Here is a 17,230-nt window from a genome sequence, read left to right on the forward strand (position 1 = left end):
ACCAACAAGAAAAAGGCAAATGCCATGATGCGTGCGGGGGCACATCTGAAAATAGCGGAGTCCTGGAGCAGAGCGATCGGATTCTGGTCTAATCGCAAGGGCGTCGCGGCGGTCGAGTTCGCTCTTATCGTTCCGATCCTGCTGGTCATGTATTTCATGACCATGGAGGCTTCGCAGGCCATCGAGACCAGCAAGAAGGTCAGCCGCATCGGCAGCATGGTTGCCGATCTCGTCACGCAGCAGCCGACCATCGTCAAGGCGGATCTCGACGCCATCATGAAAATCGGCACCTCTACCATCCAGCCCTACAATCGCTCGACGCCGAACATCACCATCACGGCAATACAGGTCACCACCGATACGCCGCCGAAGGTCCTGGTGGCGTGGTCACGCAAGGTGGCCGGCGGCGTCAACAGTGTCGGGGCCGCCGCTGGCAGCACCACCACGGTTCCGGCAACCCTCAAGGTCGCCGGCACCTTCCTCATTCGTGTTGACAGCAATCTGGCCTATGCGCCGATCATCGGCTGGACGACGGATACCCAGCAGAAGCTCGGATTGACGCAATCCCTCACCACGACGATTTCAATGGGCGAGACCTACTATCTGCGTCCGCGCAGAAGTCTGACCATCCCCTGCAGCGATTGCTGAAGACTCTTACTCCTGGCCCCCATCGGCCGACACCTGGCGCACGATGGCCTCCGCCGTCGCGTAATCCTTTGAGGCCACGGTCAGAAAGCCGCCAGAGTGCTTCGATTCCAAGAGATCGTAGACATCCGGCGTCGTCGATTTGAGGTTGGTGAGGAACACGGTCAGCCGGCGCTTGGCCTCCGGGTCGAGATCGCTGCGCACGGCATGGGGACCGTATCTCAGCAGGCTCGACATCCACACCACCTGGAGAGCCGACGGTGAAAGGCCGGCCGCTTCGAGCCTGGCCTGCGTGCCACCGGATAGCAGCGGCTGGCCGTCGGCCGCGGCCCTCACCCAGCCGAACGTGGCGTCGGCCTGGCCGTCGACAAGCATGGTCTCCGCCGCGGACGCCGTATCGGCACGGATCAGAAACGAGGCATCCTCGGCGATCCTGGCGTGTTCGGTGGCCAGCTCCGTCAGCGGCAAAAGCGAGCTTCCGACGCTGTCCGGCGGCGGCATGGCGATCCGGTGCGTCTCCATCGCCGCCAGGCCGGACAGCTTGCCGTCCCGGGTCAGCAGCACGGAGCGGATGCCGGCCGCGCCATCGGAATCGACCGGAGCCACAAGTGGCTCGACGCATCCACAACGCTGCAACGCCGTCGCGTAGGCCGTCGCCGAATAGATGGCGTACTCGATCCGGGCGTTCGCCTGCGCCTCGATGAGTGCCGCATAGTCGCGCGCAACGACGAACTCCACCTTCATGCCAAGCGCGTTGGTAAAGGATTGTGTCAACAGCGCCAGCCCCGGAACAGTATTGCCGGCGCCGGGCTCTGCGACGATGCCGATGCGGAATGTGCCGATATCGTCGCGCCAGTCGGCCCGCGCCGGACCACAACAGAGCACGGCCTGCGTAACCGCAAGGACGGCGCATGCCTTCAGCACGACGTTCATGACAACCCGTCCCGCATTCCTTCGATCCGTGCTCATGCCCCGTGCGCCGAGATACTCTATATCCGCCGCGCACTTTGGGCGACATGCGCTCTTGGTTTGTCCATGTCGTTACCCCAAAACCGCCATGCACTATTGGGCGACATGGACCGGGACTATCGCGTCAAGCCGTTGCCGTTTGGTTTCCGAATTGCCAATACCGCCTTGGAACCCTATGTCTGGGCGTCCACACTGGCAACAATGACCCGATGGCGCGAGCTTTCCTCTTCGTCCTGGACTCTTTCGGCATCGGTGGTGCGGCCGACGCCGAACGCTATGGCGACGCCGGCGCCAACACGCTTGCGCATATCGCCGAAGCTTGCGCCGAAGGGCGCGCGGACCGCGAGCGGCTTCGACAAGGGCCGCTGTTTGTCCCGCACATGGCATCGCTCGGGCTCGGCAAGGCAGCGGAGACTGCGACAGGGTTGGGTTTTGCCCATTTCGGGACGGATCTGGTCGCCAATGCCTTCCATGGCGCGGCGCAGGAAGTCTCGAGCGGTAAGGACACCCCCTCCGGCCATTGGGAGATCGCGGGTCTGCCGGTGCGTTTCGACTGGGGCTACTTCCCGGATACGGTTCCCGCCTTTCCGGCTGATCTGACCGCGGCGATGATCCGCGAGGGCGAGGTGCCAGGCATTCTCGGCAACTGCCATGCGCCGGGCACCGAGATCATCGAACGGTTCGGCGAGGAACACATCCGCACCGGCAAGCCGATCTGTTACACCTCCGTCGACTCGGTCCTGCAGATCGCCGCGCATGAAGTCCATTTCGGGTTGGATCGGCTCTATGAATTCTGTCAGGTGGTGCGCCGGCTGGTCGATCCGCTCAGAATCGGGCGCGTGATCGCACGGCCGTTCGTCGGCGAGACCGCCGCCACCTTCCAGCGGACCTACAATCGCCATGACTATGCCGTGCCGCCGCCGGAGCCGACCTTGCTTGACCGGCTGACGGCGCGGGGAAGCCGCGTCATCGCCGTCGGCAAGATCGGCGACATCTTCGCCCATCGCGGGATTTCGGAGGTGCGCAAGGCCGCCGGCAACATGGCCATGTTCGACAAGGCGCTCGGTGCGATGGACGACGCCGGCGACGGCGATCTCGTTTTCGCCAATTTCGTCGATTTCGACACCGAATTCGGCCATCGCCGCGACGTCGCCGGCTATGCCGCCGCGCTCGAGGCTTTCGACCGACGGCTGCCGGAAGCATTCGCGAAGCTGCGGCAGGGCGACCTTCTCATCCTGACGGCCGACCACGGCAATGATCCGACCTGGCGAGGGACCGATCACACGCGTGAACGCATCCCGGTGATCGGCACGGGACCCGGTCTGGCAGGTGGCGACATCGGACTGAGAACGACATTCGCCGATATCGGCGAGACCGTCGGCGAACATCTCGGGCTGGCGCCCGGCCGCCACGGCACTTCTTTCCATGAGATGATTGGCGGCCATGCCTGAACTGCCCGAAGTCGAAACGGTCCGGCGTGGGCTGCAGCCGGTCCTGGAAGGTGCCCGCCTGACCAGGGTAGAGGCGCGACGGCCAGATCTCCGGTTTCCCTTTCCCGAACGGTTTTCGGAAAGGCTGACCGGCAAGACCATAACGGCGCTCGGCCGCCGGGCGAAATATCTGACCATGCATGTGCAGGACGGCCCGGTGCTGATCTGCCATCTCGGCATGTCGGGCTCCTTTCGCATCGAGACCGACGACGGCGGCGAGACACCCGGCGTGTTCCACCACGAGCGCTCGAAAAGCACGGCGCACGACCATGTCGTGTTCGATGTCGTCACTGCCGACGACGCCCGGTCCCGCGTGATCTTCAACGACCCGCGCCGCTTCGGCTTCATGCTGTTTGCGGAAGGATCGCCGGAGACGCATCCGATGCTGGCCGGACTGGGCGTCGAGCCAACGGGCAACACGCTGGACGGCGCGCTGCTCGCCTCGTTGCTGAAAGGCCGCGGATCGCCGCTGAAGGCGGCCCTTCTTGACCAGAAGCTGATCGCGGGACTTGGCAATATTTATGTGTCGGAGGCGCTTTGGCGCGCCGGCCTTTCGCCCTTGCGCGAGGCGGGCACCATCGCCAAGCCGGGCAAGAAAGCCAGACAACAAAGCGAACGCCTGGCTGAGGCAATCCGGTCGGTCATATCGGATGCCATCGCCGCCGGCGGGTCGTCGCTACGCGACTACATGCACACCGACGGATCGCTGGGCTATTTCCAGCATTCCTTCGCCGTCTACGACCGTGAGGGCGAGCCTTGCCCGAAGCCCGGCTGCGGCGGCCATGTCGAGCGCGTCGTGCAGAGCGGACGCTCGACCTTCTATTGCCGGACGTGTCAGAGCTGAGTTAGAGCAATTCCAGGAAAAGTGTGAGCGGTTTTCCGTCCGGACTTGCGTCAAACAAAGAGATGGACCGGTCGAGCGAGGAGAAGCAGCCATGGCCTATGAAACGATCATCACCGAGACGCGCGGCAAGGTCGGACTGGTCACGCTGAACCGGCCAAAGGCGCTCAATGCGCTGAACCTTCAGCTTCTCGCCGAACTGGTCGCGGCCGTGAAGGATTTCGATACCGACGCCGGCATCGGCGCCGTGGTCATTACCGGGTCGGACAAGGCCTTTGCCGCCGGTGCCGACATCAAGGAGATGCAGGCAATCTCCTTCGCGGACGCTTATTTGCAGGACCTGTTCGTCGGCTGGGAAGACCTGACGCGGGTGCGGAAACCCGTTATCGCCGCGGTGGCCGGCTATGCGCTCGGAGGCGGGTGCGAGCTGGCGATGATGTGCGACTTCATCATTGCCGCCGACACTGCCAAATTCGGCCAGCCCGAAATCACGCTCGGCGTCATTCCCGGCATGGGCGGGTCGCAACGCTTGACCCGGTTTGTCGGCAAGTCGAAGGCGATGGACATGTGCCTGACCGGACGGATGATGGATGCGGCGGAAGCCGAGCGCTCAGGCCTGGTGTCGCGGGTCGTGCCCGCTGCCGAGCTTGTCGAGGAGGCGGTCAAGGCGGCGGCCAAGATCGCCGATTTCTCACTGCCCTCGGTGATGATGGCGAAGGAAACCGTCAACCGTTCCTTTGAGACGACGCTGGCCGAGGGATTGCGGTTCGAACGTCGTCTGTTCCACTCGCTTTTCGCGCTCGAAGACCAGAAGGAAGGCATGGCGGCCTTCGCCGAAAAGCGGAAGCCGAATTTCGCCAATCGGTAGAGCCTTGCCGGCCCGCGACCGAAACCCTGTGGCGTCGGCCAAAAAGAACGCCAGGCAGCGTTGACGCGCCGGAAAAGCTGAACTATAAGCCGCACCAACCGAGGCGGCCCTGTGGCTGCCCGTTTGTTTTTTGCGCCCTGCGGCATGCCGCGTGCGCCGACCAGATCAGAAGAGAGGCATCATGGCCAACACATCCTCGGCCAAAAAGGCAACGCGCAAGATCGCCCGCCGCGCGGCGATCAACAAGAACCGCCGCTCGCGCGTGCGCACTTATGTCCGCCAGGTCGAGGAGGCGCTTGCTTCCGGTGACAAGGCTGCCGCGCAGGCCGCCTTCAAGGCCGCCGAGCCGGAATTGATGCGTGCCGCGACCAAGGGCGTGATCCACAAGAACACAGCGTCCCGCAAGGTGTCGCGCCTGGCCGCACGGCTCAAGGTGCTGTCGGCCTAACATCGCTATACAGACTAGCTGTCTAAAACCCGGCCGATCGCGCCGGGTTTTTTTCGTTTGCCGGCAAGTACTTAAAAAGAATGCTCGCAAACGGTGCCCAAGGCGGATTCCAAGCTTCCAAATGCTTTGCCGGCACATACATGCCCGCTGATGGTTGATACGCTTAAAAAGTGCCGCCCTGGAAATTCCCGACTATCAGAAATAGGCGATATTTTTCAGACACTTACCCACGGTCATCCACAGCCTGTCCACAGCGCTCCAAAGGGACGGGAGGACAACTGCCTGTCAAGCGAATTATTTCAGAATATTTCATATCGACCCGGCTTTTTCATATTCGCCGGAAAAGGGTTTGAATCACAATGGCTTTGTCAAAATATGCCGTTGCGGCATGGCGCCCGAAGGCGGCTGAGGTAACCAGATTCCTTAAAAATCCGTTAGACGTGGCCTTGCCCTATCCACAGCGATTTCGGTAATGTCGATCCATCGAAAGGGGCGGGCCTCTGGCCCTTAACCCAGCCTGACGCGGCCAGCTTAAATTGGCGGGATTTGCGACGCGGATCAAGTCCGCGGACGGCTTTGGTTTGCTCTTTTTCGATACGGTAGGGGACTGGCGTAACGAGACATGGCAGGTTGACAGCGCGCCGGCGTTTTTCGCCGGACGACGTTGTATTGCCCTGACATACCCAACGCGGACTGGCTTCCATGGGCCGGCACCGGTTCCCCCCGAATAGTGGCGACGTTCATTGCCGGCGGCGGCAACGGGCATCGTAGCGAAGACACAGTCGCTGGAAACAAGGATGCAGGAGGCGCATCCCCAGCGGAAAAACAGGTACAGAAAGGCAAGGAACTCGATCATGCAGAGCGGCATCGAAAGGGAGCTTACGGGCGACCTCCCATTTCCTGGAACTTTGATCGGAGCAAACGAGATGGCGGTCTCCAGCGACGCGGAACAGAAGTTCGACCGGGTCAAGGCCCAGTTGAAGGCGCGTCTGGGGGCTGAAGTCTATTCGAGCTGGTTCGGCCGCATGAAGGTCGCTGAAGCGTCCAAGGGCATTGTCCGCATTTCGGTCCCCACCGCGTTCCTGCGCTCGTGGATCAATGGCCATTATCTCGACCTCATCTCCGAACTGTGGAAGCAGGAGGATGCCGAACTCCTCAAGATCGAGATCGTGGTGCGCACGGCCACCCGTCAGGGGCGCAGCCATGCCGAACCGGAGTTGGCGCCGGCGCGCAAGATGACACGACAGACGCAGACGGCGCTGGCAGCCGGCACCGTGAGCCCCGGCAGGGTGGAACGCCCCCCCGTGCCGCGCCCGGGTGCGGCGGTCGAGAGCGAGTTCCGCCACAATGTGCTGGGATCACCGCTTGATCCGCGCTACACGTTCGGCTCCTTCATCGAGGGGCCCTCGAACCGGGTGGCCTTCGCCGCCGCAAAGGCCGTTGCGGAATCGCAGTCGAGCGCCGTGCGCTTCAATCCACTTTTCCTGCACGCGACCGTCGGGCTCGGCAAGACCCACCTGCTGCAGGCCATCGCGGCGGAATCGCTGAAGCAGAACCCGAAGTCCCGCGTCGTCTATCTCACCGCTGAGTATTTCATGTGGCGCTTCGCCACGGCGATCCGCGACAACAACGCGCTGACGCTCAAGGAGCAGCTGCGCGACATCGACCTCCTGATCATCGACGACATGCAGTTCCTGCAGGGCAAGTCGATCCAGCATGAATTCTGCCATTTGATCAACATGCTGCTCGACAGCGCCAAGCAGGTCGTCGTCGCCGCCGACCGGCCGCCGTCCGAGTTGGAATCGCTCGAGCCGCGCGTCCGCTCGCGCCTCAATGGCGGCGTCGCGCTTGAAATGTCGGCGCCTGATTTCGCCATGCGCCTCGGCATGCTCAAACTGCGCCTGGCCACGGCCAGGATCGACGACGCATCGCTCGACATTTCCGAAGAGATCCTCAATCACGTCGCCCGCACCGTGACCGGCAGCGGACGCGAACTGGAGGGCGCCTTCAATCAGCTGCTGTTCCGGCAGTCGTTCGAGCCGCAGATCACCATCGATCGTATCGACGAGATCCTCGGCCACATCTACCGCACGGGCGAGCCGAAGCGCGTCCGCATCGAGGATATCCAGCGCATCGTGGCGCGCCACTACAACGTGTCGAAGACCGAATTGCTGTCCAACCGGCGCACGCGCACCATCGTCAAGCCACGGCAGGTCGCCATGTACCTGTCGAAGGTGATGACGCCGCGTTCCCTGCCCGAAATCGGACGGCGCTTCGGCGGCCGCGACCACACCACGGTGCTGCACGCCGTGCGCAAGATCGAAGACCTTTCCGGCAACGACAACACGCTGGCACAGGAACTCGAGCTGCTGCGACGGCTGATCAACGACCAGGCCTGACCGGTCCAGGACAGGCAAGCCGGAACCGCACTGGAATTCAATGGCTTGCCTGCCCGGCCGTGACCCCGAAATGGGCTCGCGGCCGTGCCTGGCGACGATGCGGATTCCGGATTCAGCGCATCGGCTGGCGGTCTTCCTGGCCTTTATCCCCAGAAAGCCCGTGCAGCCGGCCCGAACCGGTGTCGCGGGCTTGCGTTTGCTGGCTTTTTCCTGTCAGTTTACGCAGATTCTGAGCCTGTTCAGACCTTTCGCGGGGCGCCGCCAGCCGGAGACCCGCTCATCCTTTCAAGCGAGCCTGTTTCGTCATGCGTGTTATCCTGGAACGGTCAAATCTCCTGAAGTCGCTCAACCACGTCCACCGTGTGGTCGAACGGCGCAACACGATACCGATCCTGTCCAATGTGCTGCTCAGCGCCGAAGGCGCCAGCCTGGAAATGAAAGCCACCGACCTCGACCTGGAGGTGACGGAAGCGACGCCCGCCAAGGTGGAGCGTGGCGGGGCGACGACGGTTCCCGCGCATCTGCTCTACGACATCGTGCGCAAGCTCTCGGACGGCGCCGAGGTGATGCTGAAGACGGACGAGGACGGCAACGCCATGACGGTGACGTCGGGCCGCTCGAGCTTCCGGCTGCAGTGCCTGCCGCAATCCGACTTCCCCGAACTTTCGGCCGGATCCTTCTCGCATATCTTCCGGCTCGACTCGGTTGCCCTGAAGGGTCTGATCGAGAAGACGCAGTTCGCCATTTCCACCGAGGAGACGCGCTATTATCTCAACGGCATCTACCTGCACACGCATGAAGTCGGCGGCAAGCTGAAGCTGCGCTCGGTGGCGACCGACGGCCACCGCCTGGCGCGCGCCGAAATCGACGCGCCGGCGGGCTCCGAAGGGATGCCGGGCATCATCATTCCGCGCAAGACGGTGAGCGAGCTGCAGAAACTGGTCGACGATCCGGATGTCGCCGTGACCACCGAACTGTCCGATACCAAGATCCGCTTCACCATCGGCAGCGTGGTCCTGACCTCGAAGCTGATCGACGGCACCTTCCCCGATTATCAGCGGGTCATTCCGACCGGCAACGACAAGAAGCTGATCCTCGACCGCCAGAGCTTTGCCGCAGCGGTCGATCGTGTCTCGACCATTTCCTCCGAACGCGGCCGCGCGGTGAAGCTTTCGATCAGCGAAGGCCAGGTGACGCTTGCGGTCAACAACCCGGATTCCGGCAGCGCCACCGAGGAACTGGCGGCCGATTACTCGTCCGACCCTATCGAGATCGGCTTCAACGCCAAATATCTGCTCGATGTCGCCGCGCAGCTGACCGGCACGGAAGCCAAATTCATGCTGGCCGATGCCGGTTCGCCGACGCTGATCCACGACATGGCCGACGAGACCGCGCTTTACGTGCTGATGCCGATGCGGGTGTAGACCGCGGTCATCGATCCCGCTCTGCGACAAGGCTGGCGGCAAGGACAATGGGTGCGGCACTTCTACAGGCGGATAGCGGTTGCCGGCACAGACGCATATAAGTAAGCTTACACTTACTAATTTCCGTAACTATGCGGCGCTGGCGATCGACTTCGCCCCGGGTGCCGTTGTGTTTTCCGGCGACAATGGCGCCGGCAAAACCAACCTCCTCGAAGCGATTTCCTTTCTGACGCCCGGGCGTGGACTGCGCCGTGCCCCTTACGCCGATGTCGCGCGCGAAGGGGGCGATGGCGGCTTTGCGCTGCATGCCCGGCTCGATGGGCCTGACGGCCAGGTCGAGATCGGCACGGGCATTTCGGTTGGCGAGGGCGAAGGCGGCAGGCGGGTTCGCATCAACGGCGCGACCGCCCGATCGGCCGAAGACATGCTGGAATGGCTGCGCGTGGTGTGGCTGACGCCGGCCATGGATGCGCTGTTCACCGGACCGGCCGCTGATCGCCGGCGCTTTCTCGACCGGCTGGTGCTGGCGATCGATCCCGGCCACGGCCAGCGTGCCCTCGACTACGAAAAGGCTATGCGTGGCCGTAATCGCCTGCTTACGGAGGGATCCCGGGATGATCGCTGGTTCGAGGCGATCGAGACGCAGATGGCCGAGACCGGCGTCGCCATTGCGGCGGCGCGCGCCGAACTGGTGCGCCTGCTCGCCGCCATGATCGACAGGCTGCCCGACACGGGGCCGTTCCCACAGGCCGACATCAGCCTTTCAGGTGATCTGGAAGCCGAGGTTTCGAGCGCGCCGGCGGTCGATGTCGAGGAGCGGTTCCGCCGCGCGCTTGCCGGTGGCCGTGATCGCGATCGTGCCGCGGGGCGAACGCTCGAAGGCCCGCACCGTTCCGATCTCCTGGTGCGGCATCGGCCCAAGGCGATGCCGGCCGAGCTCTGTTCGACCGGCGAGCAGAAGGCCTTGCTGGTCGGCATCGTGCTCTCGCACGCGCGGCTGACCGGCGAGATGTCCGGTATGACGCCGATCCTGCTGCTCGACGAAATCGCCGCCCATCTCGACGGCGGGCGGCGGGCAGCATTGTTCTCGATCCTCGAGGAGTTGAACTGCCAGGCCTTCATGACGGGGACCGATGCCGCGCTGTTTTCCAGCCTCAAGGGGCGGGCGCAGTTCCTGACCGTCGACCATGGCACGGTTGGGCCAACCGAAGACGCCTGACAAGGTTTTTCGGCCGCTGTATTGTCCTGATATGACCACTGCGCTCACCGCCGACGAGATCGAACGCTATGCCCGCCACATCGTGCTGCCGGAGGTCGGCGGTGCGGGCCAACAGAAGCTCAAGCAAGCGCGCGTCCTGGTGATCGGCGCCGGCGGGCTGGGTGCGCCAGTGCTCGAATACCTTGCCGCGGCCGGCGTCGGCACGCTCGGCATTGTCGACGACGACACCGTGTCGCTCTCCAATTTGCAGCGTCAGGTCATCCACGCCACCGATGCGGTCGGCATGCTGAAAACCGACAGCGCCAAGGCGGCGATTGCCCGCATCAATCCCAACACCGCGGTCGAGACGCACGCGTTCCGGCTGAGCGCGGACAACGCCCCTGCCCTCGTCGCCCGCTATGACATCGTGGTCGACGGCTCCGACAATTTCGAGACCCGTTATACGGTGGCCGACGCCTGTGCGAGCGCGCGTAAACCCCTGGTGCATGCCGCTGTCGGCCGCTTCGACGGCTCGGTGACGGTGTTGAAGCCTTTCGAGGTCGGCAAGGACGGCAAGCCTAATCCGGGGTATCGCGATCTCTTTCCCGAAGCCCCACCGCCGGGCCTGGTGCCGTCCTGCGCCGAGGCCGGGGTGCTTGGCGCGCTGACGGGAGTCGTCGGAACGCTGCAGGCGATGGAGGCGATCAAGCTGATCACCGGCATTGGCGAGCCGCTGGTCGGCCGGCTGCTGCTCTACGATGCGCTCGCCGCGCGCTTCGAAACGATCCGCTACGCCAGACGCTGACCTTGGAGCGGACCATCCCCCTCTCCATCGACCGCATTCCGGCCGATTTCGGCCGCTGGAATGAGGTGCTTGCCTTGATCATGCACGCCTTCGCCTTCATGGACGGGGTCATCGACCCGCCATCCTCGGCTCACCTGCTCACCGTCGACACACTGCGCGACAAGGCCCGGCGCGAGACCGGCTTCGTCGCCCTCTATGGCGACAGGATCGTCGGCTGCGTCTTTGCTCAGGAAAGGGCTGACGATCTTTACGTCGGCAAGCTCGCCGTCGCCCCGGACTGCCAGGGGCAAGGCATCGGCCGGCGGCTGATGCAGTCGGTCGAGATTCTCGCGCTCGATCTCGGCAAGGCAGCGCTGGAGCTCCAGACGCGCATCGAGCTCACCGCCAATCACGCCGCCTTTGCCCGCCTGGGCTTTCAGGAAACCGGCCGGACGGCCCATGAGGGCTACGCCAGGCCGACATCGGTCACCATGCGCAAGGCTCTTTCGTAAGCCTTGACTTGCATTTGAAGGAGCGCGGCGCCGCGATGCCGTCAGGTTCTGAGCGGCAGCACGCGGTCCGGCGGGCGGTGACCGTCAACGAAGGCCCGGATGTTGATGATGACCTTCTCGCCCATGTCGATGCGGCCCTCGAGCGTCGCCGAGCCCATATGCGGCAAAAGCACCACTTTGTGCCTGGCGGCGAGCTTGAGCAGCTTGGCATTGAGCGCCGGTTCATGCTCGTAGACGTCGAGGCCGGCGCCGGCGATCTTGCCGTCCTGGATCAGCTTGACCAGCGCTTCCTCGTCGATGATGTCGCCACGCGCGGTGTTGACGACATAGGCCGTCGGCTGCAGGAGCGCCAAGCGCCGCGCCGACAAAAGATGGAAGGTCGCGGGCGTCGACGGACAATTGACCGAGATGATGTCCATGCGGGCCAGCATCTGGTCGAGGCTCTCCCAATAGGTCGCCTCCAGCCCGTCCTCGACCGCCGGTAAAACGCGATGGCGATTGTGATAGTGGATGGAAAGGCCGAAGGCCTTGGCCCGCCGCGCGACGGCCGTGCCGATGCGGCCCATGCCGACAATGCCGAGCCGCTTGCCCCAGATGCGCCGGCCAAGCATCCAGGTCGGCGACCAGCCCGCCCATTTCTTGTCGCCGGTGAGCACATTGGCGCCCTCCGCGAGGCGGCGCGGCACCGCCAGCATCAGCGCCATGGTCATGTCGGCGGTGTCTTCGGTAAGCACATTGGGCGTGTTGGTGACGGTGATGCCCTTCTTGGCGGCCGCCGCCACGTCGATCTTGTCGACGCCATTGCCGAAATTGGCGATCAGCTTGAGGTTGTCGCCGGCTTGGGCAATCAGCGCCGCGTCGATCTGATCGGTCACCGTCGGCACCAGCACGTCGGCTTCCTTGACCGCGGCGACCAGCTCCGGCTGCGTCATCGGCCTGTCCTCGACATTCAGCCTGGCGTCGAACAGCTCGCGCATGCGGGTCTCGACCGGGTCGGGCAGCTTTCGCGTGATGACCACGAGAGGCTTCTTTTTGCCTACCATTGTTTCCCTCGTTGAGACCTCTTTAACCAAGACCGGCGAAACTGAAAGCCGGTCGCGGTAGCCGATTTACCCATGTAACAAGCGGTGCCGCCGAAGACAAAGAAAAAGGGGCGCCAAGGCCACCGGGCCGGCGCCGAAAGGAACGAAAGTGTCTGGTTTCGCGTCGCTTCGCCTGGCCCTCAGCGCAGCATTTCTCGGCGCTCTCCTCTATTCCCCACTTGCCGCGGCGCAGGGCGCGGCCGCACCCGCCCAGAGCGCCGTCACGCTCGGGCCGAGCGGCCTGCCGTTGCCGCGATTCGTCAGCCTGAAGTCGGGCCGCGTCAATTCGCGCGTCGGTCCCGGCGCCAACTACTCAGTCGACTGGATGTATCTGAAGGCCGGCCTGCCGATGGAGGTCGTCCAGGAATTCGACACGTGGCGCCGCGTGCGCGACGCCGATGGCTCCGAGGGCTGGATCAACCAGTCGCTGCTGTCAGGCCGGCGCACGGCGATCATCGCACCGTGGCAACGCGGCAAGGGTGCCCAGATCAACCTTATGAAAAGTCCCGACAAGGATGCCCGTGTGGTGGCGATCGTCGAGCCGGGAGTCATGGGCACGATCAAGTCCTGCGACGGCCAGTGGTGCGAAATGACGCTTGACGGCCACACCGGCTGGCTCGCCCAGGCCGCGGTCTGGGGCGCCTATCCCGGCGAACGGGTCAAGGACTGAGGTCGTTCCGCTTGCGCCCGATACGGCCAAGATGGGTGTCCTGAAAACCCGTTGGCAGTTTCAGGCCATAGCCCAGTGCACGGTCGATGGCGATATGTGCGATCCAGATCAGTGCGACTGCGATCGCGGCCGCATGACCGGACAGGTAGCCGGCGAGCAGCAGCAGCACCGGTACGATCAGGATGTGCAAGGCGTTGTAGGCGATGGCGCCGACGCGCGGCCCGCCGAGATAGCCGAACATCGACAGGTCCGGCGCCAGGATGAGCAATCCGAAGAGCCACCAGGAGACGCCAGACCAAGCGTAGAAGGCGATCGCAACGACCGCCACGACAGCCCATTCGAGCCGGACTATCAGGTCGAGGGGCTTCATCCCGGACAGATTATTCTGGCCGGACAGATATTCTGGCCGGACAGATTATTCTGCCCCGAACGATCACTCGCGGCCTGACCGATTGTTCTGCCCCGGCCGGTCATTCCTGGCGCTTGGGGCGCAGCCTCACCACGATGTCGACATTGGCGATTTCCATGCCCTCGGGCGGATCCGGCAGGTTGGTGACCGTCACCGGACCGTTGGCGATGTCGAAAATACGGTTTTCACCTTCGATGTAGAAATGATGGTGGTCGGAGGTGTTGGTGTCGAAATAGGTCTTGGCGCCCTCGACCGCGAGGATGCGCAGCAGACCCGCCTGGGTGAACTGGTGGAGTGCGTTATAGACAGTCGCCAGCGACACCGGCACGCCGGCGGCCAGCGCCTCCTCGTGCAGTTCCTCGGCCGAGAGATGGCGATCGCCCTTGGCGAAAAGCAGGTCGGCCAGCGCGATGCGCTGCCGCGTCGGCCTCAGGCCGGCTTCACGTACCCGCTTGTCCACAGCGACATTTTCCTTCCGGCAGCCCCGGTCCATCTGGTCGTCCAAGCCAACAGTCCCGCTTCAAGACACGCCCAGAATGGCAAAAAAATGAATGTCTGCCGAAACCGGACCCCTGTTGACATATATTCTGTCGTCCGAATGCGATCAATAGCGCGCATTGACCCGGGCAGACTGGCGGGTTAAGCGCAAACGCCGGTTTCCGGCCTGAAACAGATTGTGTTAGGACACCAACGACAAGGGCGCGCTACCGCCCGGACGATATGGGGACGAGATTCATGGCGGGTAAATCCAGCTACGACTACGAAGAATTGCTGGCCTGCGCCCGCGGCGAGCTGTTCGGAGAGGGCAATGCCCAACTGCCCTACCCGCCGATGCTGATGTTCGATCGCATCACCGAGATCAGCGAGACCGGCGGCGCCTTCGACAAGGGCTTCATCCGTGCGGAGTTCGACATCAAGCCGGACCTGTGGTTCTTCGCCTGTCATTTCATCGGCAATCCGATCATGCCAGGATGCCTCGGTCTGGACGCCTTGTGGCAGTTGACCGGCTTCTACCTCGGCTGGCTCGGCGAACCCGGCAAGGGGATGGCGCTGTCGACCGGTGAGGTCAAGTTCAAGGGCATGGTCACGCCATCGGTCAAGAAGGTCGAGTATGGCGTGGATTTCAAGCGTGTCATGCGCGGTCGGTTGGTGCTGGGCATCGCCGATGGCTGGATGAAGGCGGATGGCGAGCCCATATATGCGGCGACGGACCTGAAGGTCGGTCTGTCCAAGCAGTCGGCGGTCGCTTGACCGCACCCTTGGCCGACCCATTGGCCAGCATCCCTGGAAGGAGTTGCGAATGAGACGTGTCGTAGTCACAGGCCTCGGCATCGTGTCGTCGATCGGCAACAATGCCAACGAGGTGCAGACCTCGCTGCATGACGCCAGATCCGGCATCAGCTTTTCCGATTCCTTTGCCGAGCACGGCTTCCGCTGCCAGGTCTGGGGCGCGCCGACGCTCGACCCCTCCGCCATGATCGATCGCCGCGCGATGCGCTTCCTGAGCCAAGGTGCTGCCTGGAACCACGTCGCCATGGACCAGGCGATCGCCGATGCCGCCTTGAGCGAAAGCGACATCACCAATGAGCGCACCGGCATCGTCATGGGCTCGGGCGGCCCCTCCACCCGCACCATCGTCGAGGCGGCCGAAACCACGCTGAAAAACGGCAGCCCCAAGCGCATCGGCCCCTTCGCCGTGCCGAAGGCGATGTCGTCGACCGCGTCGGCAACGCTGGCCACCTGGTTCAAGATCCACGGCGTCAACTATTCGATCTCGTCGGCCTGCTCGACCTCGGCGCATTGCATCGGCAATGGCTACGAGCTGATCCAGTGGGGCAAGCAGGACATGGTCTTTGCCGGCGGCCACGAGGATCTCGACTGGACGATGTCGGACCTGTTCGACGCCATGGGCGCCATGTCGTCCAAGTTCAACGACAGGGCCTCGGCCGCGTCCCGCGCCTATGACGTCAACCGCGACGGCTTCGTCATCGCCGGCGGCGCCGGCGTGCTGGTGCTGGAGGAGCTCGAGCATGCCAAGGCGCGCGGCGCCAAGATCTACGCCGAGATCGTCGGCTACGGCGCGACCTCGGACGGCTACGACATGGTGGCCCCCTCCGGCGAAGGCGCGGTCCGCTGCATGCGCCAGGCGCTGGCGACGGTTTCCACGCCGGTCGACTACATCAACACCCACGGCACCTCAACGCCGGTGGGGGATTCCAAGGAAATGGGCGCCATCCGCGAGGTGTTCGGCGAGAAGATGCCGTTCATCACCTCGACGAAGTCGCTGACCGGCCATTCGCTGGGCGCGGCCGGCGTTCAGGAGTCCATCTATTCGATCCTGATGATGCAAGGCGGCTTCATCGGCGAAAGCGCCCATATCGAAACCCTCGACCCCGAATTCGAGGGCATGCCGATCGTACGCAAGCGCATCGACAACGCCAAGATCGATACCGTCCTGTCAAATTCCTTCGGTTTCGGTGGCACCAACGCAACGCTCGTTTTCCAGCGCTATTCCGCATAAGGCCAGCGGTTTTCTAAAAGGATTGCCTGCCATGGACGGATTGATGAAGGGCAAGCGCGGGCTTGTCATGGGTGTTGCCAACGATCATTCGATCGCCTGGGGCATTGCCCAGAAATTGTCCGAGCATGGGGCGGAGCTCGCCTTCACCTACCAGGGCGATGCCTTCGGCCGCCGGGTCAAGCCGCTCGCCGACAAGCTCGGCGCCTCGCTGGTCGTTCCCTGCGATGTCGAGGACAGCGCTTCGGTCGCCGCGACGTTCGAGACGCTCGGCAAGGAATGGGGCGGACTGGACTTCGTCGTCCACGCCATCGGCTTTTCCGACAAGAATGAGTTGAAGGGCCTCTACGCCGACACCAGCCGGGACAATTTCGTCCGCACCATGGTGATCTCCTGCTACTCCTTCACCGAAGTGGCCCGCAACGCCGCGGCACTGATGACGGAAGGCGGCTCGATGATCACGCTGACTTACGCCGGTTCGGTCCGCGTCATGCCGAACTACAATGTCATGGGCGTCGCCAAGGCCGGCCTCGAGGCCAGCGTGCGATACCTTGCCAACGACTACGGTCCGCGCGGCATCCGGGTGAACGGCATCTCGGCGGGCCCGGTGCGCACGCTCGCCGGCGCCGGCATTTCGGACGCCCGTCACATGTTCTCCTACCAGCAGCGCAACTCGCCGTTGCGCCGCACGGTGACCATCGACGAGGTCGGCGGCTCCGCGCTTTATTTGCTGTCCGACCTATCCTCGGGCGTCACCGGCGAAATCCACTATGTCGATTCCGGCTATCACATCGTCTCGATGCCGACGCTCGACGAGTTGAAGCAGACGGATGGTTAACTGACCCTGAAACGGATCGAGGCGATACGTTTTGGGCAATTGCTTCGGGGAAATGGCCCTTTTCCAGTAAAGAAAATAATCTTCTCCAGTAAAATTGAATACATTCGCGGAAACTCATTTTAAGAGGATTTCCGC

General features: G+C 63.5%; 18 protein-coding genes. 14 read left to right on the plus strand and 4 right to left on the minus strand.

Annotation, left to right across the window (positions count from 1 at the left end; translation table 11 throughout):
• Window positions 1-24 precede the first annotated feature (24 nt).
• Complete coding sequence (locus tag QQK95_RS17680; protein WP_284275387.1) at window positions 25-648, plus strand: TadE/TadG family type IV pilus assembly protein; 624 nt, start codon at window positions 25-27, stop codon at window positions 646-648.
• Window positions 649-654: 6 nt separating this feature from the next.
• On the opposite strand, the gene QQK95_RS17685 is transcribed toward QQK95_RS17680, so the two are convergent.
• A complete protein-coding gene (locus QQK95_RS17685; RefSeq protein ID WP_284274977.1) occupies window positions 655-1,578 on the minus strand; it encodes a phosphate/phosphite/phosphonate ABC transporter substrate-binding protein in 924 nt (307 codons plus the stop codon).
• A gap of 245 nt (window positions 1,579-1,823) precedes the next feature.
• On the opposite strand from QQK95_RS17685, the gene QQK95_RS17690 reads away from it, so the two are divergent.
• The 9 genes from QQK95_RS17690 (at window position 1,824) to QQK95_RS17730 (ending at window position 11,578) form a co-directional block, all read left to right on the plus strand.
• Window positions 1,824-3,065, plus strand: coding sequence for a phosphopentomutase (locus tag QQK95_RS17690; protein WP_284274978.1), 1,242 nt, complete (start codon window positions 1,824-1,826; stop codon window positions 3,063-3,065).
• Window positions 3,058-3,948, plus strand: a complete 891-nt coding sequence (mutM, locus tag QQK95_RS17695) for a bifunctional DNA-formamidopyrimidine glycosylase/DNA-(apurinic or apyrimidinic site) lyase (RefSeq protein WP_284274979.1) — start codon at window positions 3,058-3,060, stop codon at window positions 3,946-3,948. Before QQK95_RS17690 ends, mutM begins: the two co-directional genes overlap by 8 nt.
• A 91-nt stretch (window positions 3,949-4,039) precedes the next feature.
• Window positions 4,040-4,813, plus strand: coding sequence for an enoyl-CoA hydratase (locus tag QQK95_RS17700; RefSeq protein WP_284274980.1), 774 nt, complete (start codon window positions 4,040-4,042; stop codon window positions 4,811-4,813).
• A 181-nt stretch (window positions 4,814-4,994) separates the two neighbouring features.
• Entirely contained in the window at window positions 4,995-5,261 is a 267-nt protein-coding gene (rpsT, locus tag QQK95_RS17705) for a 30S ribosomal protein S20 (RefSeq protein WP_010913342.1), read from the plus strand.
• A gap of 926 nt (window positions 5,262-6,187) precedes the next feature.
• A complete protein-coding gene (gene dnaA, locus QQK95_RS17710; protein ID WP_284274982.1) occupies window positions 6,188-7,660 on the plus strand; it encodes a chromosomal replication initiator protein DnaA in 1,473 nt (490 codons plus the stop codon).
• Between the two features lie 305 nt (window positions 7,661-7,965).
• Window positions 7,966-9,084 carry a DNA polymerase III subunit beta gene (gene dnaN / locus QQK95_RS17715; RefSeq protein ID WP_010913340.1) on the plus strand — a complete coding sequence of 373 codons (1,119 nt, stop codon included), beginning with the start codon at window positions 7,966-7,968 and terminating at the stop codon, window positions 9,082-9,084.
• A 79-nt stretch (window positions 9,085-9,163) separates the two neighbouring features.
• Window positions 9,164-10,303, plus strand: coding sequence for a DNA replication/repair protein RecF (gene recF / locus QQK95_RS17720; protein WP_284274984.1), 1,140 nt, complete (start codon window positions 9,164-9,166; stop codon window positions 10,301-10,303).
• A 31-nt stretch (window positions 10,304-10,334) separates the two neighbouring features.
• A complete protein-coding gene (locus QQK95_RS17725) occupies window positions 10,335-11,087 on the plus strand; it encodes a molybdopterin-synthase adenylyltransferase MoeB (RefSeq protein WP_284274987.1) in 753 nt (250 codons plus the stop codon).
• A 14-nt stretch (window positions 11,088-11,101) separates the two neighbouring features.
• Complete coding sequence (locus QQK95_RS17730) at window positions 11,102-11,578, plus strand: GNAT family N-acetyltransferase (RefSeq protein ID WP_409371698.1); 477 nt, start codon at window positions 11,102-11,104, stop codon at window positions 11,576-11,578.
• A 41-nt stretch (window positions 11,579-11,619) separates the two neighbouring features.
• On the opposite strand, the gene QQK95_RS17735 is transcribed toward QQK95_RS17730, so the two are convergent.
• A complete protein-coding gene (locus tag QQK95_RS17735; protein ID WP_010913336.1) occupies window positions 11,620-12,621 on the minus strand; it encodes a 2-hydroxyacid dehydrogenase in 1,002 nt (333 codons plus the stop codon).
• 148 nt (window positions 12,622-12,769) lie between these two features.
• Here QQK95_RS17735 and QQK95_RS17740 point away from each other — a divergent pair, with 148 nt between their 5' ends.
• Complete coding sequence (locus QQK95_RS17740) at window positions 12,770-13,330, plus strand: SH3 domain-containing protein (RefSeq protein WP_284274994.1); 561 nt, start codon at window positions 12,770-12,772, stop codon at window positions 13,328-13,330.
• Here QQK95_RS17740 and QQK95_RS17745 read toward each other — a convergent pair.
• Both QQK95_RS17745 and irrA read right to left on the minus strand, forming a co-directional pair.
• A complete protein-coding gene (locus QQK95_RS17745) occupies window positions 13,320-13,700 on the minus strand; it encodes a DUF4260 domain-containing protein (RefSeq protein ID WP_284274995.1) in 381 nt (126 codons plus the stop codon). The genes QQK95_RS17740 and QQK95_RS17745 overlap by 11 nt on opposite strands.
• 100 nt (window positions 13,701-13,800) lie before the next feature.
• On the minus strand, window positions 13,801-14,232 hold the full coding sequence (irrA, locus tag QQK95_RS17750; protein ID WP_010913333.1) for an iron response transcriptional regulator IrrA: 432 nt from the start codon (window positions 14,230-14,232) through the stop codon (window positions 13,801-13,803).
• 242 nt (window positions 14,233-14,474) lie between these two features.
• On the opposite strand from irrA, the gene fabA reads away from it, so the two are divergent.
• Genes fabA through fabI form a run of 3 tightly spaced genes read left to right on the plus strand, consistent with a single transcriptional unit; the run spans window position 14,475 to window position 17,095 of the window.
• Window positions 14,475-14,990 carry a 3-hydroxyacyl-[acyl-carrier-protein] dehydratase FabA gene (gene fabA / locus QQK95_RS17755; protein ID WP_010913332.1) on the plus strand — a complete coding sequence of 172 codons (516 nt, stop codon included), beginning with the start codon at window positions 14,475-14,477 and terminating at the stop codon, window positions 14,988-14,990.
• A 49-nt stretch (window positions 14,991-15,039) separates the two neighbouring features.
• Window positions 15,040-16,260: a beta-ketoacyl-ACP synthase I gene (gene fabB / locus QQK95_RS17760; protein WP_284274999.1), complete on the plus strand. Its 1,221-nt coding sequence runs from the start codon at window positions 15,040-15,042 to the stop codon at window positions 16,258-16,260.
• Window positions 16,261-16,291: 31 nt separating this feature from the next.
• Window positions 16,292-17,095, plus strand: a complete 804-nt coding sequence (gene fabI / locus QQK95_RS17765; protein ID WP_284275001.1) for an enoyl-ACP reductase FabI — start codon at window positions 16,292-16,294, stop codon at window positions 17,093-17,095.
• Window positions 17,096-17,230: the final 135 nt, after the last annotated feature.

Origin of the sequence: Mesorhizobium huakuii, from assembly GCF_030160235.1 — a bacterium.
GTDB lineage: Bacteria > Pseudomonadota > Alphaproteobacteria > Rhizobiales > Rhizobiaceae > Mesorhizobium > Mesorhizobium huakuii.